General features: G+C 59.8%; 17 protein-coding genes. 8 read left to right on the top strand and 9 right to left on the bottom strand.

Annotation, left to right across the window (positions count from 1 at the left end; genetic code table 11):
• Positions 1–214: 214 nt before the first annotated feature.
• Entirely contained in the window at positions 215–1,852 is a 1,638-nt protein-coding gene (gene aceF / locus V0R60_RS09525) for a dihydrolipoyllysine-residue acetyltransferase (protein ID WP_330079236.1), read from the bottom strand.
• A gap of 12 nt (positions 1,853–1,864) precedes the next feature.
• Positions 1,865–4,510, bottom strand: a complete 2,646-nt coding sequence (gene aceE / locus V0R60_RS09530; RefSeq protein WP_136474149.1) for a pyruvate dehydrogenase (acetyl-transferring), homodimeric type — start codon at positions 4,508–4,510, stop codon at positions 1,865–1,867.
• Positions 4,511–4,893: 383 nt separating this feature from the next.
• Between aceE and glnE the strand changes: the two genes are divergently transcribed.
• The 8 genes from glnE to V0R60_RS09570 all read left to right on the top strand — a co-directional run bounded on the left by glnE (position 4,894) and on the right by V0R60_RS09570 (position 14,948).
• Positions 4,894–7,830, top strand: coding sequence for a bifunctional [glutamate--ammonia ligase]-adenylyl-L-tyrosine phosphorylase/[glutamate--ammonia-ligase] adenylyltransferase (gene glnE, locus V0R60_RS09535; RefSeq protein ID WP_330079237.1), 2,937 nt, complete (start codon positions 4,894–4,896; stop codon positions 7,828–7,830).
• A gap of 157 nt (positions 7,831–7,987) precedes the next feature.
• On the top strand, positions 7,988–9,037 hold the full coding sequence (gene waaF, locus V0R60_RS09540) for a lipopolysaccharide heptosyltransferase II (protein ID WP_136474151.1): 1,050 nt from the start codon (positions 7,988–7,990) through the stop codon (positions 9,035–9,037).
• On the top strand, positions 9,038–10,096 hold the full coding sequence (gene waaC, locus V0R60_RS09545; RefSeq protein WP_136474152.1) for a lipopolysaccharide heptosyltransferase I: 1,059 nt from the start codon (positions 9,038–9,040) through the stop codon (positions 10,094–10,096).
• Positions 10,096–11,220 carry a glycosyltransferase family 4 protein gene (locus V0R60_RS09550; RefSeq protein WP_330079238.1) on the top strand — a complete coding sequence of 375 codons (1,125 nt, stop codon included), beginning with the start codon at positions 10,096–10,098 and terminating at the stop codon, positions 11,218–11,220. Before waaC ends, V0R60_RS09550 begins: the two co-directional genes overlap by 1 nt.
• The gene (gene rfaP, locus V0R60_RS09555; RefSeq protein WP_136474154.1) at positions 11,217–12,023 is read left to right on the top strand and encodes a lipopolysaccharide core heptose(I) kinase RfaP; all 807 of its coding nucleotides are present in this window, start codon (positions 11,217–11,219) and stop codon (positions 12,021–12,023) included. The genes V0R60_RS09550 and rfaP overlap by 4 nt, the downstream gene beginning before the upstream one ends.
• On the top strand, positions 12,023–12,757 hold the full coding sequence (locus V0R60_RS09560) for a lipopolysaccharide kinase InaA family protein (protein ID WP_136474155.1): 735 nt from the start codon (positions 12,023–12,025) through the stop codon (positions 12,755–12,757). Before rfaP ends, V0R60_RS09560 begins: the two co-directional genes overlap by 1 nt.
• Positions 12,754–13,506 carry a lipopolysaccharide kinase InaA family protein gene (locus V0R60_RS09565; RefSeq protein ID WP_136474156.1) on the top strand — a complete coding sequence of 251 codons (753 nt, stop codon included), beginning with the start codon at positions 12,754–12,756 and terminating at the stop codon, positions 13,504–13,506. Before V0R60_RS09560 ends, V0R60_RS09565 begins: the two co-directional genes overlap by 4 nt.
• The gene (locus V0R60_RS09570; RefSeq protein ID WP_330079239.1) at positions 13,506–14,948 is read left to right on the top strand and encodes a lipopolysaccharide kinase InaA family protein; all 1,443 of its coding nucleotides are present in this window, start codon (positions 13,506–13,508) and stop codon (positions 14,946–14,948) included. The genes V0R60_RS09565 and V0R60_RS09570 overlap by 1 nt, the downstream gene beginning before the upstream one ends.
• A gap of 59 nt (positions 14,949–15,007) precedes the next feature.
• Here the strand turns inward: V0R60_RS09570 and V0R60_RS09575 are convergent, their stop codons facing one another.
• From V0R60_RS09575 to V0R60_RS09605, 7 genes are all read right to left on the bottom strand, one after another.
• Positions 15,008–15,190 (bottom strand): hypothetical protein, encoded by a 183-nt coding sequence (locus tag V0R60_RS09575; RefSeq protein WP_136474158.1) that lies wholly within the window; start codon positions 15,188–15,190, stop codon positions 15,008–15,010.
• Entirely contained in the window at positions 15,187–16,320 is a 1,134-nt protein-coding gene (locus tag V0R60_RS09580) for a PepSY-associated TM helix domain-containing protein (protein WP_330079240.1), read from the bottom strand. The genes V0R60_RS09575 and V0R60_RS09580 overlap by 4 nt, the downstream gene beginning before the upstream one ends.
• A gap of 67 nt (positions 16,321–16,387) precedes the next feature.
• Positions 16,388–18,811 (bottom strand): TonB-dependent siderophore receptor, encoded by a 2,424-nt coding sequence (locus V0R60_RS09585; protein WP_330079241.1) that lies wholly within the window; start codon positions 18,809–18,811, stop codon positions 16,388–16,390.
• A gap of 152 nt (positions 18,812–18,963) precedes the next feature.
• Positions 18,964–19,929 (bottom strand): FecR family protein, encoded by a 966-nt coding sequence (locus tag V0R60_RS09590; protein ID WP_330079242.1) that lies wholly within the window; start codon positions 19,927–19,929, stop codon positions 18,964–18,966.
• Positions 19,926–20,444 carry an RNA polymerase sigma factor gene (locus V0R60_RS09595; protein ID WP_136474162.1) on the bottom strand — a complete coding sequence of 173 codons (519 nt, stop codon included), beginning with the start codon at positions 20,442–20,444 and terminating at the stop codon, positions 19,926–19,928. Before V0R60_RS09595 ends, V0R60_RS09590 begins: the two co-directional genes overlap by 4 nt.
• Positions 20,445–20,539: 95 nt before the next feature.
• Positions 20,540–21,244, bottom strand: coding sequence for a 3'-5' exonuclease (locus tag V0R60_RS09600; RefSeq protein WP_136474163.1), 705 nt, complete (start codon positions 21,242–21,244; stop codon positions 20,540–20,542).
• Positions 21,241–23,178: a DUF294 nucleotidyltransferase-like domain-containing protein gene (locus V0R60_RS09605; RefSeq protein ID WP_330079243.1), complete on the bottom strand. Its 1,938-nt coding sequence runs from the start codon at positions 23,176–23,178 to the stop codon at positions 21,241–21,243. The genes V0R60_RS09600 and V0R60_RS09605 overlap by 4 nt, the downstream gene beginning before the upstream one ends.
• Positions 23,179–23,251 lie beyond the last annotated feature (73 nt).

The following is a 23,251-nucleotide window of genomic DNA, read 5'->3' on the forward strand; positions in this document are numbered from 1 at the left end:
CATCATGCAGCTGAGGCTTACAAGCAATACAGAACCCTGCGCGTACTTTGTCGGCCTTGAAGCTGAAACCTTGAGCCGCACCGTAGCTGGCAATGACATGGGCGCTGGAATGGCAGGCAAAAAAAGCCCCGCCAAAGTGACGGGGTTGAGGTACGAGCGTGGCAGCTCGAAAAGGGAGCCTGTCTCCCTCGGCAGAGGGAGACAGGAAACAGCATTACAGCAGCATGGTGCGGATGTCGGTCAGCAGGTCACCCAGGCGCTTGGTGAAGCGCGCGGCAGCTGCACCGTTGATCACGCGGTGATCGTAGGACAGCGACAGCGGCAGCATCAGCTTGGGCTGGAAGGCCTTGCCGTCCCAGACGGGCTGGATGGTTGCCTTGGAAACACCCAGGATCGCCACTTCCGGCGCGTTGACGATCGGCGTGAAGCCGGTGCCGCCAATGTGGCCGAGGCTGGAGATGGTGAAGCAGGCGCCTTGCATGTCGTCAGCCGACAGTTTCTTGGTCCGGGCTTTTTCAGCCAGGGCCGCCGCTTCGCCAGCCAGTTGCAGCAGGCTCTTCTGGTCGACGTTCTTGATCACCGGCACCAGCAGACCATCCGGGGTGTCTACGGCGAAACCGACGTTGACGTATTTCTTGCGGATGATCGCTTTGCCGCTAGGCGCCAGCGAGCTGTTGAAGTCTGGCAGTTCCTTGAGCAGGTGGGCACAGGCCTTGAGCAGCAGTGGCAGTACGGTCAGCTTGACGCCAGCCTTCTCTGCAACGGCTTTCTGCGCAACGCGGAAGGCTTCCAGCTCGGTGATGTCGGCGCTGTCGAACTGGGTAACGTGAGGCACGTTCAGCCAGCTGCGATGCAGGTTGGTAGCACCCATCTGCATCAGGCGCGTCATCGGTACTTCTTCGATTTCGCCGAAACGGCTGAAATCGACTTCCGGGATCGGCGGGATGCCTGCACCACCGGTTGCACCGGCGGCTGGAGCTTCCTTGGCCTTTTGCATCATGGATTTGACGTAAACCTGTACGTCTTCCTTGAGGATGCGACCGTGTGGGCCAGTTGCCGATACAGCGCTCAGCTCGACACCGAACTCACGGGCCAACTGACGCACGGCAGGGCCGGCGTGAACCTTGGCACCGCTGGCAGCGGCAGGGGCAGCAGCCGGAGCTGCAGCAGGTGCAGGCGCAGCGGCGGCAGGAGCGGCAGCCGGTGCAGCTTCAGTCTTGGCAGGCGCCGGAGCAGCAGCGGCCGGTGCCGGGGCGGCAGCCGGAGCAGCGCCAGCGACTTTCAATTTGAGGATCAGGTCGCCGGTACCGACTTCGTCGTCCAGCTTGGCAATCACGGCTTCGACCACGCCAGCGGCTGGAGACGGGATCTCCATCGAGGCTTTGTCCGATTCCAGGGTGATCAGCGACTGGTCGGCTTCGACGGTGTCGCCGACCTTGACCAGTACTTCGATGATCTTGGCTTTGCCCGAAGAACCGATATCCGGAACGTGGATGTCCTGGACAGCGGCAGCAGCGGGCGCCGCTGCCGGGGCGGCTGGGGCCTCGGCAACCGGTGCAGCAGCAGGTGCAGCGGCAGCAGCTGGGGCTGCGGCCGGAGCCTCAGGCGCAGCAGCTGCGCCCTCGACTTCCAGTTCCATCAGTTCGTCGCCTTCTTTCAGACGATCGCCCAGCTTGACCTTCAGCGACTTGATGACGCCGGCCTTGGGAGCCGGGATCTCCATGGAGGCCTTGTCGGACTCCAGGGTCAGCAGGCTTTGGTCAGCCTCGATGCGGTCGCCGACTTTGACGAACAGCTCAATGATTTCACCTTCACCGCTGCCGATGTCAGGTACGCGAATGAGTTCGCTCACTTAAAATACTCCTCAGCAGTCCAGTGGGTTGCGTTTGTCCGGGTCGATGCCGAACTTGGTGATCGCTTCAGCCACGACCTTCGGTTCGATGTCGCCACGGTCAGCCAAGGCTTCCAGTGCAGCCAGCACGACGAAGTGACGGTCAACTTCGAAGAAGTGACGCAGCTTCTTGCGGCTGTCGCTGCGACCGAAACCATCGGTACCCAGGACTTTGAATTCTTTGCTCGGTACCCACTGACGAATCTGCTCGGCGAACAGCTTCATGTAGTCGGTGGAAGCGATGACCGGACCCTTACGGCCAGCCAGGCACTCTTCGACGTAGGTGATCTGCGGCTTCTGACCCGGCTTGAGTCGGTTGCTGCGCTCTACGGCCAGGCCGTCGCGACGCAGTTCGTTGAAGCTGGTGACGCTCCAGACGTCGGCACCGACGTTGAACTCTTCACGCAGGATCTTCGCTGCTTCACGCACTTCACGCAGGATGGTGCCGGAGCCCATCAGCTGTACGTGGTGTGCCGCTTCGCGGGTGTCTTCTTCGAGCAGGTACATACCCTTGATGATGCCTTCCTCGGCGCCGGCCGGAATGGCTGGCTGGGTGTAGGCTTCGTTCATCACGGTGATGTAGTAGAAGACGTCCTGTTGCTCTTCGGTCATCTTCTTCATGCCGTCCTGAATGATCACCGCCAGCTCGTAGCCGTAGGTCGGATCATAGGTGCGGCAGTTCGGGATGGTCGCAGCCAGCAAGTGGCTATGACCGTCTTCGTGCTGCAGGCCTTCACCGTTGAGGGTGGTACGGCCGGCGGTACCGCCGATCAGGAAGCCACGGGTGCGGCTGTCGCCAGCGGCCCAGGCCAGGTCGCCAATACGCTGGAAGCCGAACATCGAGTAGAAGATGTAGAACGGCAGCATCGGCTGGTTGTGGTTCGAGTACGAAGTACCGGCAGCGATGAAGGAGGACATGGCGCCCGCTTCGTTGATGCCTTCTTCGAGGATCTGACCTTTTTTGTCTTCGCGGTAGAACATCACCTGGTCTTTATCGACTGGCTCGTAGAGCTGGCCGACGGACGAGTAGATGCCCAGTTGGCGGAACATGCCTTCCATACCGAAGGTACGGGCTTCATCCGGGATGATCGGAACGATGCGCTGGCCGATTTCCTTGTCCTTGACCAGTTGCGCGAGGATCCGCACGAAGGCCATGGTGGTGGAGATTTCACGATCGCCCGAGCCGTCCAGGATCGCCTTGAGGGTTTCCAGTGGTGGGGTCGGGATGCTCATGCTCTTGGCGCGACGCTGAGGTACGAAACCGCCCAGGGCAGCACGACGCTCGGCCAGGTAGCGGGCTTCGGCGCTGCCTTCTTCCGGTTTGAAGAACGGCAGGTTTTCCAGGTCTTCGTCCTTGACCGGGATGTCGAAACGATCACGGAAGTGACGCAGGCTGTCGACGTCGACTTTCTTGGTGTTGTGCGCGATGTTCTTCGCTTCACCCGCACCGGTGCCATAACCCTTGATGGTCTTGGCCAGAATGACGGTCGGCTGGTCTTTGTGGTTGACCGCCTGATGGTAGGCTGCATAGACCTTGTACGGGTCGTGGCCACCACGGTTGAGCTTCCAGATCTCGTCGTCGGACAGGTCGGCGACCATGGCCTTGAGTTCTGGGGAGTTGAAGAAGTGCTCACGGACGAACGCGCCGTCCTTGGCCTTGTAGTTCTGGTACTCGCCGTCGATGACTTCGTCCATGCGACGCTGCAGGATACCGTCGACGTCTTTGGCCAGCAGTGGGTCCCAGAAACGGCCCCAAACGACTTTGTTGACGTTCCAGCCACCACCACGGAACACGCCTTCGAGTTCCTGGATGATCTTGCCGTTGCCGCGAACCGGGCCGTCGAGGCGCTGCAGGTTGCAGTTGATGACGAAGATCAGGTTGTCCAGCTTCTCGCGGCCAGCCAGGGAGATCGCGCCCAGGGATTCTGGCTCGTCGCACTCGCCGTCGCCCAGGAAACACCAGATCTTCTGCTTGCCGGCAGGGATGTAGCCACGGCTTTCCATGTATTTCATGAAGCGCGCTTGGTAGATCGCCTGGATCGGGCCCAGACCCATGGAAACGGTCGGGAACTGCCAGAAGTCAGGCATCAGCCATGGGTGTGGGTAGGACGACAGGCCTTGACCATCGACTTCCTGACGGAAGTTGTTCATCTGGTCTTCGCTGATACGACCTTCCATGAACGCGCGGGCGTAGACGCCTGGCGAGGTGTGGCCCTGGAAGTAGATCAGGTCGCCGCCATGCTCGTCGGTCGGAGCCTGGAAGAAGTAGTTGAAACCGATGTCATACAAAGTGGCACTGGAGGCGAAGCTCGAAATGTGGCCGCCCAGGTCCGAATCTCGCAGGTTGGTGCGCATCACCATGGCCAGCGCGTTCCAACGGATCAGCGAACGGATGCGGCGTTCCATGAACAGGTCGCCAGGCATACGTGCTTCGTGGGTAACGGGGATGGTGTTGCGGTACGGCGTGGTGATGGCATATGGCAGCTGAGAGCCACTACGGGTGGCCAATTCGCCCATACGGGTCATCAGATAGTGAGCGCGGTCTTCGCCTTCTTTGTCGAGAACCGACTCCAGGGCGTCCAGCCATTCCTGGGTTTCGACGGGATCGAGGTCTTGCATGGCTTGCTCCAGGGCGGAAAGGCTTCCAGAATCGGTTGCCTGAGTTTGCGACTGGCCTTTTGGGCAGACGACATGAAATTCTTGGATTACCGGAGAGTGTACCGGCGTTGTGTAGTTTTACTACAAATGAATCACCATTTCATGCTTTTGAGGTGAAGAAGGAGTAGTAAAACTACAGAAAAATGGCTCGTGGCCTCTGTTCAGGTTGTGGGATAAAACGATACCGGTAGTTAAAAACAAGTTACGAAAAGGTTTGCTGCGATGGTTTCTGCCAGAGAATCAGGTTTTTCAGCTATTTCTAACTTTTGTACGACAGTCCAACCGTGGTCATGCAGCTTTTGTCCACTCGCTGGCAAACTTTACTCGCCGATCAAGGATAGACCATGAGCCTGCCACTGTTGGTCGATGTACCAGCCACCCTTGAACCATTGATCAGTCGCAACCTGCAATCCTTGCGCGCAGCCGTTGCGCAGACGCCTTCGTTGTCTGTGGATGACTGGACTGCCGAACGTTGGGATCAGTTCACTCGAGTAACCGCGGCCAGCGATTTTGTTCTCGAACAGGTGTTGCGTGATCCGGCCATGCTCCTCGATCTGGTCAACAGCGGTGAACTGGATCGTAGCTTTGCGCCGGGTGAGTTGTGCACGCAAATCGCAGCTGCTACACAGGTCGCCGAGAGCGAAGATGAACTGGCGCGCAATCTGCGCCGCCAACGTAGCCGCCAACAGGTACGGATTATCTGGCGGGACCTGAACCGCCAGGCAGACCTGGTGCAGTCGTGCCGCGACCTCTCTGACTTGGCCGACGCTTGCATCGATCAGGCTTATCAGTGGCTTTACCCTCGTCATTGCCAGCAGTTTGGTACCCCCATGGGCCATCGCAGCGGCTTGCCACAGCATATGGTGGTGCTGGGCATGGGCAAGCTCGGTGCGGTCGAGTTGAACCTGTCATCGGATATCGACCTGATTTTCGCCTTTCCCGAAGGTGGCGAAACGGAAGGGGTGAAGCGTTCGCTGGACAACCAGGAGTTCTTCACTCGCCTGGGGCAGCGCCTGATCAAGGCCCTGGACCCTATCACTGTCGACGGATTTGTGTTCCGGGTCGACATGCGCCTGCGGCCGTATGGTTCGGCTGGCGCCCTGGTGCTCAGCTTCAACGCGTTGGAGCAGTATTACCAGGACCAAGGCCGCGATTGGGAACGCTACGCGATGATCAAGGCGCGGGTGGTCGCAGGCGATCAGGTTGCCGGTGCGCAGTTGCTGGATATGCTGCGCCCGTTCGTTTATCGGCGTTACCTGGATTTCTCCGCCATCGAAGCCTTGCGTACGATGAAGCAGCTTATCCAGCAGGAAGTACGGCGCAAAGGCATGGCCGACAATATAAAGCTGGGGGCGGGTGGTATTCGCGAGGTCGAGTTCATCGCCCAGGCTTTCCAGTTGATACACGGTGGGCGAGACCTGAGTCTGCAGCAGCGCCCGTTGCTCAAAGTCCTGGCGACCCTTGAGGGTCAGGGCTACCTGCCGCCTGCGGTGGTTGCCGAGCTGCGCGAGGGTTATGAGTTTCTGCGTTACACCGAGCATGCGATCCAGGCAATTGCCGACCGCCAGACACAAATGCTGCCTGACGATGAACTGGACCGCGCGCGCATCGCCTTCATGCTCGGTTTTACTGACTGGGCGAGTTTTCATGAGCAATTGATGCATTGGCGCGGGCGGATCGACTGGCACTTCCGTCAAGTCATCGCCGATCCAGATGAGGATGAAAACGAAGAGGGTGAAGTGATTGTTGGCGGTGAGTGGCTGCCGTTGTGGGAAGAGGCTCAGAATGAAGAGGCCGCTTGCCGCCAGCTGCAGGACGCCGGCTTCGCTGATCCTGGCAAAGCGCTCAAACAGCTTGCCGGCCTACGTTCCAGCCCACAATTACGTGCCATGCAGCGACTGGGGCGTGAGCGCCTCGATGCTTTCATTCCACGCTTGCTGGCCCAGGCGGTTGAACATGCCGATCCAGATCTGGTGCTGGAGCGAGTGTTGCCGCTGGTCGAGGCGGTAGCTCGGCGTTCGGCATATCTGGTGTTGTTGACCGAGAACCCTGGAGCGTTGCGCCGCTTGTTGACCCTGTGCGCCGCCAGCCCATGGATCGCCGAGCAGATCACCCGCTTCCCGTTGTTGCTTGATGAACTGCTCAACGAAGGTCGTTTGTTCAGCCCGCCGCTGGCACCAGAGTTGGCAGCGGAGTTGCGCGAGCGCCTGACGCGAATTCCCGAGGACGATCTTGAACAGCAAATGGAAGCACTGCGTCACTTCAAATTGGCCCATAGCCTGCGGGTGGCTGCTTCCGAGATCGCCGGCAATCTGCCGCTGATGAAAGTCAGTGATTACCTCACCTGGCTGGCCGAAGCCATTCTCAACCAGGTGCTGGCCCTGGCCTGGCGCCAGACCGTGGCGCGTCATGGTCAGCCCAAGCGCAGTGATGGCAGCTTGTGTGACCCGGGTTTCATCATTATTGGCTACGGCAAAGTTGGTGGTATCGAGCTTGGTCATGGTTCGGACCTTGACCTGGTATTCATACATGACGGCGATCCGCAGGCTGAAACCGATGGTGCCAAGCCCATCGACAGCGCGCAGTTCTTCACCCGCCTGGGTCAGCGCATCATTCACTTGCTGACCACCCAGACCAACTCCGGCCAGCTCTATGACGTAGACATGCGTCTGCGTCCTTCCGGCGCATCGGGTTTGCTGGTCAGTTCGCTGGGCGCCTTCGAGCGCTATCAGCAGAACGAGGCCTGGACCTGGGAACATCAGGCGCTGGTACGGGCGCGGGTACTGGTGGGGTGTCCGCAGGTGGGGGCGGCCTTCGAAGCCGTGCGCGCACGGGTTCTCGGCCAGGCGCGCGATTTGGCCAAACTGCAAGCCGAAGTCAGCGAGATGCGCGCCAAGATGCGCGACAATCTCGGGACCAAGGTCAGCGCTGCCGGTACTGGCGCCAACGCTTTCGAGGCCGGTGTACCCTTCGATATCAAGCAGGATGCCGGAGGTATCGTCGATATCGAATTTATGGTGCAATACGCCGCTTTGGCCTGGTCTCATGAGCACCCGGAGCTGCTGCGCTACACCGACAACATCCGCATTCTCGAAGGCCTTGAAGAAGTCGGCCTGATGCCCGCAAGTGATGCGGTGCTGTTGCGTGAGGTGTACAAGGCGTTTCGCTCGGCTGCCCATCGACAGGCGCTGCAAAAGCAGGCCGGGGTGATCGATGCCACCCAGTTTGTTCAGGAACGCCGCGAAGTGCGACGGATCTGGGGCGAGCTGGGACTGACATGAGCTGTTGAACCAGGCGAACCAGGCGGCAGGAAGCCTGCCAGGACCACACTACAGCCCGAGTGGCGTACACTGGTCGATATATAGCCTGAATATAAAGAGGGGAGGCCAGGCTGTTCGCGGACAGACTGCAGCCTCCCTGATCGTTTCTGGATAAAGCATGAGAATTTTGATCATTGGCCCCAGCTGGGTGGGCGACATGGTAATGGCGCAAACCCTGTTCCATTGCCTGAAGCAGCAACATCCGGCGTGTGTGATCGACGTGCTGGCCCCCGAGTGGAGCCGGCCGATCCTCGAACGCATGCCTGAAGTTCGCCAGGCCTTGAGCTTTCCGCTCGGTCACGGTGCGCTGGAACTGGCGACTCGGCGGCGCATCGGCAAGTCCCTGGCCGGTCAGTACGACCAGGCTATCTTGCTGCCCAACTCGATGAAGTCGGCGCTGGTACCGTTTTTTGCCGGTATTCCCAAGCGTACCGGCTGGCGCGGCGAAATGCGTTTTGGCCTGCTCAACGATGTGCGCAAGCTGGACAAGGCGCGTTATCCGCTGATGATCGAGCGCTTCATGGCGCTGGCTTATCCGCCGGGTACCGAACTGCCCAAGCCGTACCCGCGTCCAAGCCTGCAGATCGAGGCTGCCAGTCGCGATGCCGCGCTCGCCAAGTTCGGCCTGAGCCTGGATCGCCCGGTGTTGGCGCTGTGCCCGGGTGCCGAGTTCGGCGAGGCCAAGCGCTGGCCTTCGGAGCATTACGCCAAGGTTGCCGAGGCCAGGATCCGTGAGGGTTGGCAGGTCTGGCTGTTCGGTTCGAAGAATGACTTTGCCGTTGGCGAGTCGATTCGCGATCGGCTGATTCCCGGTCTGCGTGAAGAGGCAAGCAATCTCAGCGGCGAAACGTCACTGGCCGAAGCCATTGATCTGCTGTCGTGCAGTGATGCCGTGGTATCCAACGATTCTGGCCTCATGCATGTCGCGGCAGCCCTGAACCGCCCGCTTGTTGCGGTCTATGGCTCGACCTCGCCAGGCTTTACCCCACCGTTGGCCGATCAGGTCGAAGTGGTGCGCCTGGGGTTGGAGTGCAGCCCGTGCTTTGACCGTACCTGCCGTTTCGGCCACTACAATTGCTTGCGTCAGCTCGAACCCGAGGCGGTGGAGGCTGCCTTGCAGCGCCTCAATGGTCCGAGCCTGATCGATGTCATGGCCGAGGTCGACTAAGTGCGGGTATTGCTGATCAAGACCTCTTCTTTGGGGGATGTGATTCATGCGCTGCCGGCGTTGACCGATGCGGCTCGGGCGATTCCCGGTATTCGCTTCGATTGGGTGGTCGAGGAAGGATTTGCCGAGATTCCCAGCTGGCATCCGGCGGTGGACAAGGTTATCCCGGTGGCGATCCGCCGTTGGCGCAAGAACCTCTGGCAGACCTTCAAAAATGGCGAGTGGCGCCAGTTCAAGCAGCGTCTGCGCGAGACCAAGTATGACCTGGTGATCGATGCCCAGGGCTTGGTCAAGTCAGCCTGGCTAACCCGTTATGTGAAGGCACCGGTGGCGGGTCTGGACCGCTATTCGGCCCGTGAGGGGCTGTCCAGCCGCTTCTATGACCGCCGCTTTTCGGTGCAGCGTGGGCAACATGCGGTAGAGCGCGTGCGCCAGCTGTTTGCCCTGGCTCTCGGTTACGATTTGCCTGCAGGCCTTGGCGATTATGGGTTGGACCTGGATCGCTTGCAGCTACCCCCGGCCGCGCCGTTCGTGGTGTTCCTGCACGGCACGACCTGGGCAACCAAACATTGGCCAGAGGCCTATTGGCGGCAACTGGCCGAACGCCTGGGGCAACAAGGCCTCGAGGTGCGCTTGCCGTGGGGCAACGCGGCAGAGCAGGCGCGCGCCGAGCGAATCGCCAAAGGCTTGAACAACTGTCAGGTACTGCCCAAATTGAACCTGGTAGGTGTCGCCCGCGTGCTGGCCGCTGCCAAAGCGTGTGTGGCGGTAGACACCGGCCTTGGTCACCTGGCAGCGGCGCTCGATGTGCCGACCCTGTCGCTGTTCGGCCCGACCAACCCCGGACTGACCGGTGCTTATGGCAAGTCCCAGGTGCACCTGGGCAGCGATTTTTCCTGCGCACCTTGCTTGCAGAAAAAATGTACTTACAAACCGAGCGCTGAAGATCAGCGCCGGTTCGATCTCAAACGCGAGTGGCCGCTGTGCTTCACTCGCCTGAATCCCGAGCGTGTGGCGAGCCAATTGCGCGCGTTGCTGCTGGCTGAGGATGTTCGTTAATGCAACTGGCTTTTGTGCTGTACAAATATTTTCCCTTCGGCGGCTTGCAGCGCGATTTCATGCGTATCGCCCTGGAATGCCAGCGCCGAGGTCATCAGATCCGCGTCTATACGCTGATCTGGGAAGGCGAGGTGCCCGAAGGCTTTGAGGTGCTGGTTGCACCCGTGAAGGCACTGTTCAACCATCGGCGTAACGAAAAGCTTACCGCCTGGATGGAGGCAGACCTTGCCAAGCGCCCGGTTGACCGCCTGATCGGCTTCAACAAAATGCCGGGGCTGGACGTCTACTACGCGGCCGACGGTTGCTTCGAAGACAAGGCGCAGAACCTGCGCAACTCGATGTACCGGCGTTGGGGCCGCTACCGGCACTTTGCCGAGTACGAGCGGGCGGTGTTTGCCAAGGACGCCAAGACCGAGGTCCTGATGATCTCGGAAGTCCAGCAACCCTTATTCATCAAGCACTACGGCACGCCGTTGGAGCGCTTCCACTTGCTGCCACCGGGCATTTCCCAGGACCGCCGCGCCCCTGCCAATGCCGCCGAAATACGTGCCGAGTTTCGCCGGGAGTTCGACCTCAAGGATGATCAACTGCTGATGGTGCAGATTGGTTCAGGGTTCAAGACCAAGGGCGTGGACCGCAGCCTCAAGGCGCTGGCGTCCTTGCCTTCGACTTTGCGTAAACGTACCCGACTGATGGTGATCGGCCAGGATGATCCCAAGGTGTTCCAGCTGCAAAGTGCCGCCCTTGGTTTGACCGATCAGGTTCAGTTCCTCAAGGGGCGCAGCGATATTCCGCGCTTCCTGCTTGGCGCTGACCTGTTGATTCACCCGGCCTACAACGAAAACACCGGTACGGTGTTGCTGGAAGCGCTGGTTGCCGGCCTGCCGGTGCTGGTGTCGGCTGTGTGTGGATATGCCCATTACATTGCCGAGGCCGATAGCGGCCTGGTGCTGGATGAGCCGTTCGAGCAGCAACAGGCCAATGCGTATCTGCAACGGATGCTCGAAGATGACAGTGCCCGTGCCACCTGGGCGCGTAACGGGCTGGCGTTCGCCGACAGTGCCGACCTCTACAGCATGCCCGAGCATGCCGCCGATGTGATTCTGGCCACGGAGCGTAAATGAAACTGATATTGGCCGAGCCGTTCAAACGCCTTTGGGCCGGGCGCGATGCCTTCGATGCTGTGGAGAGCCTGCAAGGCCAGGTGTACCGCGAGCTGGAAGGGCGTCGTACCTTGCGCACCGAAGTCGAGGGACGAGGCTACTTCGTCAAGATTCACCGTGGCATTGGCTGGGGTGAGGTCTTCAAGAATCTGTTCAGCGCCAAACTGCCGGTGCTCGGTGCCGGCCAGGAGTGGCGGGCAGTCCAGCGCTTGCACGAGGTCGGGGTGCCTACCATGACCGCGGTTGCCTATGGCGAACGTGGCAGCAACCCGGCGGCACAGCACTCGTTCATCGTTACCGAAGAACTGGCGCCGACTGTCAGCCTGGAAGACTTCAGCATCGACTGGGTCAAGCAACCGCCTGCGCCGCGCCTCAAACATGCACTGATCGCCGAAGTGGCACGCATGACCGGGATGATGCACCGGGCCGGGGTCAATCATCGTGACTGCTACATCTGTCACTTTCTGCTGCACACAGATCGCGAAGTGACGGCCGATGATTTCAAACTGTCGGTGATCGATTTGCACCGTGCGCAGACTCGGGCCACCATTTCCCGGCGCTGGCGCAACAAAGACCTGGCCGCGTTGTATTTCTCGGCGCTGGATATCGGTCTTACCCGACGTGACAAACTGCGCTTCCTGCGTGGTTACTTCCAGCAGCCGCTGCGCCAGATCCTTGCTGAGGAAGCCGCGCTGCTGCGCTGGCTGGAAGGCAAGGCCCAGAAGCTCTACGAGCGTAAACAACGATACGGGGATGCGCTCTGATGGCGAGTTGGACACTGGCGCCTGGTTATCAGGCACTGGCGGCGGACTTTGGTAGTATCGAGGCAGTCTTTGCCTTGCAGGGTGAGCGCCTGACTCACGATCCGCTCAGTGAGGTAATTCGCATCGAGCGCGACGGGGTCAACTACTACGTCAAGCGCTACACCGGTGCCGGCAAAGGCTTGCGCCGTTACATTGGGCGCCCGCGGATCAAGGCTGAGTGGCAGAACCTCAAGCAGTTCGCCAAGTGGGATATTCCGACCGCCGAGGTGGTGGCCTGGGGGCTGGAGCGCAGCGGCCTGAGTTTTGCCCGTGGCGCGATGATCACCCGTGAGTTGCCGTTCACCGAAGACCTTTCGGCGTTGGCGGAGCGCAAGGACCCACGCCTGGCTGATCGCGGCTGGGTTGACCATATCAGTCGTCAGTTGGCCCGGCACACCCGGATCATGCATGATCACCACTTCACCCATAACGATTTGAAGTGGCGCAACCTGCTAGTCGATGACCAGGCCCGCCTGTTCTTGATCGATTGCCCGACGGGCGATTTCTGGTGGGGCTTCATGCTGCGCTATCGAATCACCAAGGACCTGGCGTGCCTGGACAAAGTGGCCAAGTATCATTTGTCGGCCACCCAGCGTTTGCGCTTCTATCTGCAATATCGCGGGCGGGAGCGCCTGAACGCGGCGGACAAGCGTCGTGTCCGGCATGTGGTGACGTTTTTCGAGGGACGGGAATGACTGATTTTCTGGCCAATGCCGAGCTGGCACTGCTTGAGCGCCACGGCCTCAATGGGTTTGACCAGCTGTGGGCGCTTCAGCTCGAAGCGGTGGATGAACCCAATACCGGTCGCGGTGGTTGGAGTAGCGTTTTCCGCCTGGAACTGGAGGGCAAGGGGTATTACCTCAAGCGTCAGAGCGACTACCTGACCCGCACCTTGCACCGGCCCTTCGGCGAACCGACCTTTGCCCGCGAGTTCCGCAATATCAGCCGCTACCAAAAGCTCGGGATTCCGGCCCTGCAGGCGGTCTATTACGGCGAGCGCAAGATCGAAGGCGAGCGCCGGGCGATCTTGCTTACCCGTGCACTGGATGAGTGGAGCGACCTGGATAGTCTACTGGGGGTGTGGCCGACGCTGGACATCGGCCAGCGCCAAGGCATCCTACGGGCCTGTGGGCAACTGGCGCGGACGCTGCACAGTGCCGGCCAAGTGCATGGCTGCTTCTATCCCAAACACATTTTCCTGCGTGAACGCAGCGATGGCTGGTTGGCGCAACTGATCGATCTGGAAAAGACCCGGCCGCTGTTACTGGGGATGCGTGACCGTCTCAAGGATCTTGAACCACTGTTGCGCCGCGCGCCGAACTGGAGCGAGGCTGAGGTTCGTCTGCTGCTGGCCAGTTACCTGGACCAGCCAGCCGATAGTCCGCTGGTCGATAGCTGGCTGCAGCGCCTGGTGCGCCGTCGCCGTGAGAAAGAGGCTCGCTGATGCGTTTGTCCGAACTGAAGAATGCCGGGCGTCATCCGGAACTTCCCCTGAGCATTGGCCTGGCCGATGCCGCAGGCAGTGCTGATCTACAGTTGCTCACACTGCTGCGCGTGTTGCCAGGGCAGCGCTATGTAGGGGCCGGTGTCTGGCGTGGCAAGCCGGTGCTGGCAAAGTTGTTGGTAGGCAGTAGTGCCTCTCGGCATTTTCAGCGTGAACTCGAAGGGGTGCGCTTGCTGGCGGCCCAGGGTCTGACTACGCCGCTGCTACTCGCCGACGGTCTGCGCGAGGGCGAAGGCGGGTGGTTGCTATTCGAGTTCCTGGAAGGTGCGCAGAGCCTCGCCGATGCCTGGGCAGCGGTCGAAGCCCTGCCGCCGCTGGCCGATGAGCAACAATTGGTGCTCGGCGAAGCCCTGGCCGCGGTGGCTGAGATGCACGCCAAAGGGCTGTGGCAAGAAGACCTGCACCTGGACAACCTGTTGCGTCAAGGCGGCAAGCTGTACCTGATCGACGGTGCCGGAATCAAGGCAGAAACGCCGGGCAAGCCATTGTCGCGCCCACAAGTGTTGCAAAACCTTGGGGTGTTTTTTGCCCAATTGCCCAAGCGCCTGGAGCCTTTCATCGAAGAGTTGCTGGTGCATTACCTGCTGACCAATGCCGAGCATGCCTTGCCACTGGAAGCCTTGCAGAAGCAGATCGACAAGGTGCGCAGCTGGCGCTTGAAGGATTACCTGGAAAAGGCTGGGCGCGAATGCACGTTGTTCAGTGTCGAGCGCGGCCCTTCTGGCCTGCGTTCGATTCGCCGCGATGAAGTGGCCGCCCTGCTACCAGTGCTGGAGCAGGCCGACACGCTGATCGATCAAGGCCATATGTACAAGACCGGAGGTGCCGCCAGTGTCGCGCGTATCGACGTGAACGGTCGGTCGCTGGTCCTCAAACGCTACAACATCAAGAACACGGCACACTGGCTCAAGCGTTTCTGGCGTCCAAGTCGCGCCTGGCATTCTTGGATCGAAGGGCATCGCCTGGAGTTTCTCGGCATTGCCACGCCACGGCCACTAGCGGTGTTGGAACAACGGGTGATGGGCTTGCGCAGCCGCGCCTACCTGGTGACCGAATACGCCGATGGGCTGGACCTGATCGAATGCTTCGCCCCGTATGTCGACAGCGGCGAGGTGCCTGAAGCACAGCTCCAGGCCTTGCAGGCATTGTTGAAGCAACTGATTCATGAGCGCATAAGCCACGGCGATATGAAGGGCCACAACCTGTTCTGGCAGAACGGCCAGTGGTCATTGATCGACCTGGATGCGATGTGCCAACACGTCACCCAGCTCAGCTTCGCCCCAGCCTTTGCCCGTGATCGGGCGCGGTTGTTGCGTAACTGGCCAAGTGGCAGCGCATTGTACAAGCGGCTGGATGAGTGTTTGCCGAATCTGGCTAACTGACGTAGCGTCACCGCCGGGCAAGCCGCTCCTACGCGTCGGAGCGTGCTTGCCGGCGAAGCTCACTTGGCGACGGGCCAAAAACCGCGCAAGCCGTACCAGGCTGGCAAGCCCAGACCGACCCAGGCCAGCGCATCCCACCAGCCGTCACCCAACAAAGCGGCGAACAGCCCCAGCGAGCCAAGTAGGGCAATCAATGTCGGCATGCCGAAAACAGCGGCAAGACCCGAAGATTTGCGTTTCATTGCACGGTCTCCGCTTGCGCTGCAACGACTGGCTTGGCGGCGCGTCGACGCACCACCCAAAGATACACGCCGCTGCCCAATACAATGATGGTCAGCACATCCAGCACTGCCCAGAGAATCTGCATCGGTCGTCCGCCGTAGTCACCGAAGTGCAGTGGCTGTGACAGTCCCATTGCATCCATGTACCAAGGGCGATCGCCGATTGCCGTGACGTCCAGCGTCGAGGCGTCGATCAGTACCGGTGTCAGCAGGTGCGCCGTCAGGTGCGTACCGCCTTTCATGAACACCGCGTAATGATGCTCGCTGGAAAACCGCGTACCTGGAAAGGCGATAAAGTCAGGCACCATTGCGGGAGCTGCTTCGCTGGCAATGTCCAGTACGCGGCTGACTGGCGCCAGCTCGGTGAGCGGTGGCGCATCACGGTACGGCGCCACCATGGCGCTCAAGCTATCGTTGCGCCAGGCTGCGATGACCAGGTCAGAGAGGGCGCTGATCACCCCGGTAACGCCAACCACCAAAGCCCAGGTCAAGGTGACGATGCCGATCAGGTTGTGCAGGTCGAGCCAGCGCAGCCGACGCGATTTTTCATGGCGCACGGTGGCGAATTTCAAGCGGCGCATGAACGGTGCGTAGAGCACCACACCGGAGATAATCGCCACCACAAACAGCAAGCCCATGAACGCCAGCAGCAGTTTGCCGGGCAAGCCGGCAAACATATCCACATGCAGGCGCAGCATGGTCATCATGAAACCGCCGTTGGCCGAGGGCATTTCCACGGCAGCGCCGGTGCGGGCGTCGAGCATGAAGGTATGCGAGGAATTCGGCTCGGTACCGGCGGTGGCCGCCATGATCGCTATTACACCGTTGCGGTCATCCTCGTCCCAGCCAAAGTACTGCATGACCTCACCCGGACGGTGAGCCTGGGCTTTGAGCACCAGTTGTTGCAGGTCGAGTTTTGGCGTGTCGGCCGGCATTTCTTGCAACTGCGGTGCATCGCCCAGCAGGTGGTCGATCTCATGGTGAAAGATCAGCGGCAAACCGGTCACTGCGAGCATCAGCAGGAACAGCGTGCAGATCAGGCTGGTCCAGGTGTGGACAAAGGACCAGCGGCGTATGGTTTTACTTTTCATGCTACAGCCTTCATAACAAGTCAAAGCCGCCCTGTGGGGCGGCTTGCAACGCGGCTAACTCCGCCAATTACCATTGATAGGAGGCGCTGGCGACCACGCTGCGCTGATCGCCGTAGTAGCAATAGAAGCTATCACAAGTGGAGATATAGTCTTTGTCGAACAGGTTGGTGGCGTTCAGCTTGATGGACGCGCCTTTCAAGCTGTTGTCCAGGCGGCCCAAGTCATAGTGAACGGATGCGTCAAAAACTGTTACTGCATCGGCTTTGCCAAGCCAAGTGTTGCCCTGGTCGCCATACGTATTACCGGTGTAGCGTGCGCCACCACCGATACCGAAACCGTCCAGTACTCCACTGTGCCAAGTGTAATCGGCCCAAAGCGATGCCTGTTGGTTCGGCATAAGTTGTAGGCGGTTACCTTTGTAATCCCCCTTTTGCACCTCGGACTTGGCCAAGGTGTATGCGGCGATGAGCTTAAGGTTCTCGGTCAGATCGGAAACCGCTTCCAGCTCGAGCCCCTTTACTTTCACTTCGCCGGTCTGGCTGGACACAGGGACATTGCCGACCGTGGTGGTGACCGCAACATTTTTCTGAGTGAGGTCATAGATCGCAGCACTCAACAGGGTATTGGAGCCCGGCGGTTGATACTTGATACCCAGTTCCCATTGCTTGCCTTCGGTCGGTTTGAAGGATTGGTCTGGGGACGCGCTGGCATTGGTAGCGGTCTGGAAGGACTCCGCGTAGGACAGATACGGTACGAAGCCCGAGTCGAAAACGTAACTGATCGCCGCATTGCCGCTGAAATTTTTGCTGCGCTCGGTGTTGGTTACATCTTTCTTGTTGTAGTAGGTAGTGCCCGTATGGACCCAATCCTCACGACCGCCGAGGGTCAGGCGCCATTGTTCGAGGGCCATCTGATCCTGTACATACAGGCCGGTCTGGACGGTCTTTTGGTTGTAGTCGTAGAAGGCATCCGAGCGCGGAGGGCGGACGATTGGCTGGCCATAAATCGGGTTATTGACGTTGATTGGCGGGGCCGAGCCGAAGATCGATGTGTAAGTGGTATCGGAACGTTGGTGATCAAGCCCGATCAGCAGGGTATGGCTGATAGCACCGGTGTCGAAGTTAGCCTGCAGGTTGTTGTCTACTGCAAATTGGCTGATGTCTTCGTCAGTGCTGGTGGTAGAACGAGCAATGTTGCCCTCATCATCCACTTGGCTGAAAGGATAGGAGCCGACAGTAACGGCTTGGAATGACAATTCCGATTTGGTGTATCGCAGGTTCTGGCGGAACTGCCAGACATCATTCAAACGATGTTCAAAGGCATAACCCAGTGCGTAGTAGGTGCGGTCGTAGTATTCCCAATCAGGATCGCCCAGATTCTTGTGGTGGGATATATCACCGAAAGGTGAGTCGAGCTTGGTGCCCTGCAGTGGATGGAACTGACTGGTAATACCAGTATCGTCACGAGTGAACTGCGAGAGCAGGGTCAGTTTGGTATCGGTATCGATATTCCAGGTAAGGCTGGGCGCAATGTTGTAGCGTTTGTTATCGACATGATCGATTTGAGTACCGCTGTCGCGTACCACACCACTGAGGCCATAAAGGAATTGCCCTTCCTCGTCGATCTTCCCGGTACTGGCGAAGTTAATTTGACGATGGTTGTCGCTGCCGTACTGGACTTCGATTTCATTGCTCGACTCTTCGCTGGGGCGGCGGCTGACCATGTCCAGCATGCCACCCGGTGGAGTCTGGCCGTATACCGACGATGCCGGACCGCGCAGCAGGGCGAGGCGATCGAGATTCCAGGTTTCCTGCTTGGGGTTGGCATACACGCCTTTTGGTAACGGAAGGCCATCAAGAAACTGGGTGGGTTCGAAACCGCGTACACGCAGCCAATCGGCGCGGGTGTCGCTACCGAAACTGCTGGCAACGATGCCGGGCATGTAGCGAACGGCGTCATCGAGATTTTGCACGCCGCGGTCGCTCATCTGCTCCCGGGTGGCGACAGAAATTGAGCGAGGTGCTTCGACAAGCGCTGTATCAGTCTTGGTGCCCGCGGCTGTGCGAGTTGCAACGTAACCTTCTACCGGCCCCCATGCGCTTTCCAGATCACCCGTGGCATTGATACTGGTCTCCGGCAAGGCCATGACACCTTCCGGCGCCGCGACGAGGCTGTAGGTGCCCGCACTGCTTTGCTGCAGTTGCAAACCCGTGCCACGCAGCGCGGCCTGCAATGCGCCGACGCCGTTGTATTGACCGTTGACCGGGGCAGAGGTGCGACCGTTGGTCAGTCCCGGGTCCATCGACAGGGCAATGCCGGCCTGGCTTGCGATCTGGTTCAGGGTGCTCGACAGCGGGGCTGCTGGCAGGTTGTAGGCGCGCTGACTGGATTGCTCGGCAGCAACCAGCGAAGTGCTCACCACCGGAGCGGACAGGGCAATGGCCAACGCCAGCAGGCTAGGGCGCAGGAAGGTATCGAAAACGCGGGACATGCAGCAACTCCTCGACGAATAAGTGCTAACTAGCTTCCTTGCCGAGTGAGATTGGAAAAGTGATAGGGCTTAGTGAAAATAATTTAGATTAATATTTCAAACAGCGCTGCAGGCGAGGCTTTTCGCCGGCAAGCCGGCTTTCACGGGATTGTCTAAGGGGTGTCGGGCTTCGCTGCCACCGTCACCCACCAAGGGGTGTGCTGTTCGATCTGCACGGGCAGGGTCGGCAGCAATGAAGTCAGGGCCAGGTCGATATTGTTCAGCGGGAAGCTGCCGGTGATACGCAGGTTGGCTACCTCCGGTGCCACGCCCAGGTAGCCACTGCGGTATCGGGCAAGTTCTTCGACCAGATCGCCCAGGCGTACGTTGTCAACCACCAGCATGCCGCGGGTCCAAGCGTCGGCGCCCATACTCAGGCCATCGATCTGGCTGAGCTGGTCATGGCTCATCAGCACTTGCTGACCTTCGTGCAGGATTTGCTCGTTGCCGCTGTCCTGTGGCCTGGCGGCCACGGCTGATTGCAATACGCTCAAGCGTGTTCCCTGGTCTTCGAGTTTGACCAGAAAGCGCGTACCCAGGGCTCGCATGCGCCCGTCTTCGGTGGCGACGATGAAAGGACGATCGTCCTTGTGGCCGGTCTCGACGGAGATCTCACCTTCGTGAAGGACGATCAGGCGTTCTTTTTCATCAAAGCGAATATCCACCGCCGAATGGGTATTCAGGCTGATCAAGGTGCCGTCGGTGAGGCGCATGCTGCGTTGCTCGCCGGTGGCTGTACGTTGATCTGCCAGCCAGTAGCCCAGCGATTGATAACTGCTGACCCAACTCAAAAAGCCAACCGCCACCACCAGGCTGGCCAGGCCACCACCCAATTTGCGCACTCGTTGGCGCAATCCGGCGCGTGATTGCAGTAACGCCTGGCGCGCAGGCCCGGCTGCGGCGCTGAAGCGCTGGTCAAGCATGCCCAATTGCATCCATGCCCGCTGGTGTTCTTCGCTGGCGGCCAGCCACAAGGCGAACTCCGCGCGTTCGTCGCGGCTGCCACTGCCCGAATCCAGGCACAGCTGCCAGGCAATCGCGGCGTCCAGTACCGTGGCGCTGACCGGCTTGCTGTTCATGTCGGCTCGCCGTACAGCGCTACGTAGCACTGACGCATGCCTTGGGCCAGGTACTGGCGCACGCGGGAGACGGACACACCCAGGCGTTCGGCAATTTGCGAATGATTCAGGCCGTCGAGGCGGTTGTAGAGGAAAGCCGCTCGCGCTTTGCTCGACAGTTTTCCCAGCAGGCGATCAATGGCTTTGAGGTCTTCAAGAATCAGATGTTGTTCTTCCGGGGAAGGTTGTTCGGCTTCGGGGATCAGCATCAGCTCGGCCAGATAGGCCTGCTCCAGTGCCGCGCGGCGAAAATGATCGAACAACAGACCTTTGGCAATCGCCAGGATAAAGGCTCGAGGTTCACGCGGCGCCGACAATTGATCGCGACCCAACAGGCGCACGAAGGTGTCCTGGCTGAGGTCCTCGGCACGGTCGGCGCAGGCGATATTACGCCGTAGCCAGCCGAGTAGCCAACTGCGATGGTCGCGGTAGAGCGTACCGACCAGCTCACTGTGTGGGCTTTGTGCGGACGACAAGGCGTTCCCCGAAAAAGATGTGTTAACTAACGAGAATTATTCGCGATTGTTACAGAATCTTCTTGTGAAACGCAATTGACGCTCATCGGATGATGTTAAAAGCCGTGACTTTGTTGACGTCGGCGCCGCCAACGTTGCAATTGTTGGTCGAGCTGAGCCGGGCTGTCCAACTGCTGGCGCCGGGCTTGGCTGAATAAAATCAGGGCCAGTTCGGCCGTTACCATGGCATCGGCACTGGCGTTATGGCGTTCTACCGCTTCGAGGCCGAAGCAGGCTGTCCAGTCGTCCAGCCCGGCTTCGCGCAAGGTAAGTTGCGGGTTCAGCAGCGGGGCCAGTTCAGCGACGTCGAAGAACGGGTGCTGCAGGCGATAACCGAGGTGGTCTTTCAGGGCTCGTGCAAGCATGCGCTGATCAAAAGGGGCATGAAAAGCCAGTATGGGGCTGTCACCAATAAAAGCCATCAGGTCGAGCAGCGCCTCGGCCGGATCACAGCCTGCTGCAATAGCGCTAGGGCCCAGGCCATGGATGAGCACGCTGGAAGTCAGCTTGTGATCGCGTTGATAGAGTGTGCGCTCGAACTGCTGACTGAAGTCTATCGCGCCATCTTCGATGACCACAGCGCCAATCGAAAGCACCTGGTCACGTTGGGTGTTCAGGCCGCTGGTTTCCAGATCGAGCACGACCCAGCGCTGAGAGCGCAAGGTGTTGTCACCGAGCACGGCCGCAGGTGCCAGCTGGGCGACGCGCTGGCAGATGTGCTCATCGATTTGTCGAGGGCGTAGCCAGGCAAAAAGACTCACAACTGATACCTCAATGCCAGGCTGCTCTGCAGTCGCTGCGCCTGGCGCAATGATTCGCGCAGGATACGCCGGTCCAGATGATTGAGGCTGTCCGGGTCAACGCGGTTGGAGTAGGGCAGGTTCTGCCGGCTTTGCAACTGATGCTGCTGCATGCGGGTTTGCTGGATGAAGTGGTAGGCCTCTTCATACGCGGCTCCGTCGAGTGGGTCGATCACTTCACGGCTCACCAGTTCGCGCAGGCGTTCCAGGGTATTGTTGGCGCTGATGCCATTGGCCAATGCCAGAAGACGGGCGCCGTCGACAAAGGGGGTCAGCCCCTGAACCTTGAGGTCGAGCGTGGCGGCTTTATCGCTACCCTGGCGGGTCAGTACGAATTCACGGAAGCGGCCTACGGGCGGACGCTGGCGCAAGGCGTTGCCAGCCATCATGCGTTGGAACAGACGGTTGTCGGCTACTTGCTCGAGAATGCTCTGGCGTAGCTGTTCGCAGGCGCTTTCATTGCCCCAGACCACTCGCAGGTCAAAATAGATGCTGGAGGCCAGCAGATTTTCCGGCGTGGCCTCGCGAATGAATGCGGCAAATCGGCGTGCCCATTCCGAGCGCGACAGGCAGAGCTCGGGATTGCCGGCCATGATGTTGCCCTTGCACAGGGTAAAACCGCATTGAGCCAGGCCCTGATTGATGTACTGGGCCAGTGGCAGCAGGCGACCGCGAATTTCCGCAGCCTGGGCTGCATCGCGGGCTTCAAAAAGAATTCCGTTGTCCTGGTCGGTGTGCAGGGTTTGCTCGCGCCGACCCTCACTGCCAAAACACAGCCAACTGAAAGGTACGCCGGGATCGCCCTTGTCCTGTATCGCGAGTTCGATCACCCGGCATACGGTGTGGTCGTTGAGCAACGTGATGATCTGTGTGATCTGCGTCGAAGAGGCGCCGTGGGCGAGCATGCGCTCGACCAGTTGTCCGATTTCGCCACGCAACGACACCAGGTTCTCGATCCGCGCGGCGTGGCGAATGGTGCGGGCCAGGTGCACCAGGTCAACACGCTGCAGAGAGAACAGATCGCGCTCCGACACCACGCCGCAAAGGCGTCGGTCCTCGACCAGGCACACATGCGCAATGTGGCGTTCGGTCATGGCAATGGCGGCGTCAAAAGCGCTGGCCTGCGGGCTCAGGTAGAACGGGTCGGCGGTCATGTGTTCGCCGATGGGACCCGAGACATCAGCGCTGGCATCGGCGACCACCTGGCGCAAGTCGCGCAGGGTGAAAATGCCGACGGGGAAGCGCTGCCCGTCGACGATCACAATGCTGCCGACCTGTTGTTCATGCATCAGTGCCACGGCTTCGCGCACGGGTGTCATCGATTCGCAGGTTACCGGGTGGCGCATGGCCAACTCACCGAGGCGGGTGTTGAGCGAGTACTGAGTACCGAGGGTTTCCACGGCACGGCGCTGGACCTGCTGGTTGACCTGATCGAGCAGGCTGCTGACGCCACGCAGGGCGAAGTCGCGAAAAACCTCGGAAAGCGCGAACAGGCGAATGAATGCCGCTTTGTTCAGTTGCAGGCAAAAGGTGTCTTCGCCGGCCAGGTGCTCAGTGCGGGTGGCACGTTCGCCAAGCAACGCGGCGAGGGGAAAGCACTCGCCGGTGGTGATCTCGAATGTGGTTTCAGTACCAGGGCGCGTTTCATGTTGGCGCTCGCCGATAACTCGACCCTGCTTGACGATGTAGAAGTGCTCTACCGGCCCGTCATTGGGGGTGATGATGCTGTCATTGGCTGCATAGAAACGCAGCTGGCATTGTTCGACGAGAAACGCCAGGTGAGCGTTTTCCATCTGATTGAAAGGAGGAAAGCGTTGCAGAAACTGCAGGGTCCCCTGGATGTTCTGCATGACTGCAGTCTTTCCGGCCTGGGTGAAGGCGTCCATTTTGCTCATGAGCGTTACCGCAAATTTATGTCGAGCTGTATACATCGACCTTGTTGTTTTCGACCTTCATGGTCGGTTGCAG

Source organism: Pseudomonas auratipiscis (assembly GCF_036324085.1).
Taxonomy (GTDB): domain Bacteria; phylum Pseudomonadota; class Gammaproteobacteria; order Pseudomonadales; family Pseudomonadaceae; genus Aquipseudomonas; species Aquipseudomonas auratipiscis.

Coding starts and splice junctions, on each gene's coding strand:
- V0R60_RS09570 (WP_330079239.1), top strand. CDS start 13,506: ATGCGTTTGTCCGAACTGAAGAATGCCGGGCGTCATCCGGAACTTCCC.
- V0R60_RS09550 (WP_330079238.1), top strand. CDS start 10,096: ATGCAACTGGCTTTTGTGCTGTACAAATATTTTCCCTTCGGCGGCTTG.
- V0R60_RS09580 (WP_330079240.1), bottom strand. CDS start 16,320: ATGAAAAGTAAAACCATACGCCGCTGGTCCTTTGTCCACACCTGGACC.
- V0R60_RS09560 (WP_136474155.1), top strand. CDS start 12,023: ATGGCGAGTTGGACACTGGCGCCTGGTTATCAGGCACTGGCGGCGGAC.
- aceE (WP_136474149.1), bottom strand. CDS start 4,510: ATGCAAGACCTCGATCCCGTCGAAACCCAGGAATGGCTGGACGCCCTG.
- V0R60_RS09565 (WP_136474156.1), top strand. CDS start 12,754: ATGACTGATTTTCTGGCCAATGCCGAGCTGGCACTGCTTGAGCGCCAC.
- glnE (WP_330079237.1), top strand. CDS start 4,894: ATGAGCCTGCCACTGTTGGTCGATGTACCAGCCACCCTTGAACCATTG.
- waaF (WP_136474151.1), top strand. CDS start 7,988: ATGAGAATTTTGATCATTGGCCCCAGCTGGGTGGGCGACATGGTAATG.
- V0R60_RS09575 (WP_136474158.1), bottom strand. CDS start 15,190: ATGAAACGCAAATCTTCGGGTCTTGCCGCTGTTTTCGGCATGCCGACA.
- rfaP (WP_136474154.1), top strand. CDS start 11,217: ATGAAACTGATATTGGCCGAGCCGTTCAAACGCCTTTGGGCCGGGCGC.
- V0R60_RS09605 (WP_330079243.1), bottom strand. CDS start 23,178: ATGAGCAAAATGGACGCCTTCACCCAGGCCGGAAAGACTGCAGTCATG.
- V0R60_RS09585 (WP_330079241.1), bottom strand. CDS start 18,811: ATGTCCCGCGTTTTCGATACCTTCCTGCGCCCTAGCCTGCTGGCGTTG.
- V0R60_RS09590 (WP_330079242.1), bottom strand. CDS start 19,929: ATGAACAGCAAGCCGGTCAGCGCCACGGTACTGGACGCCGCGATTGCC.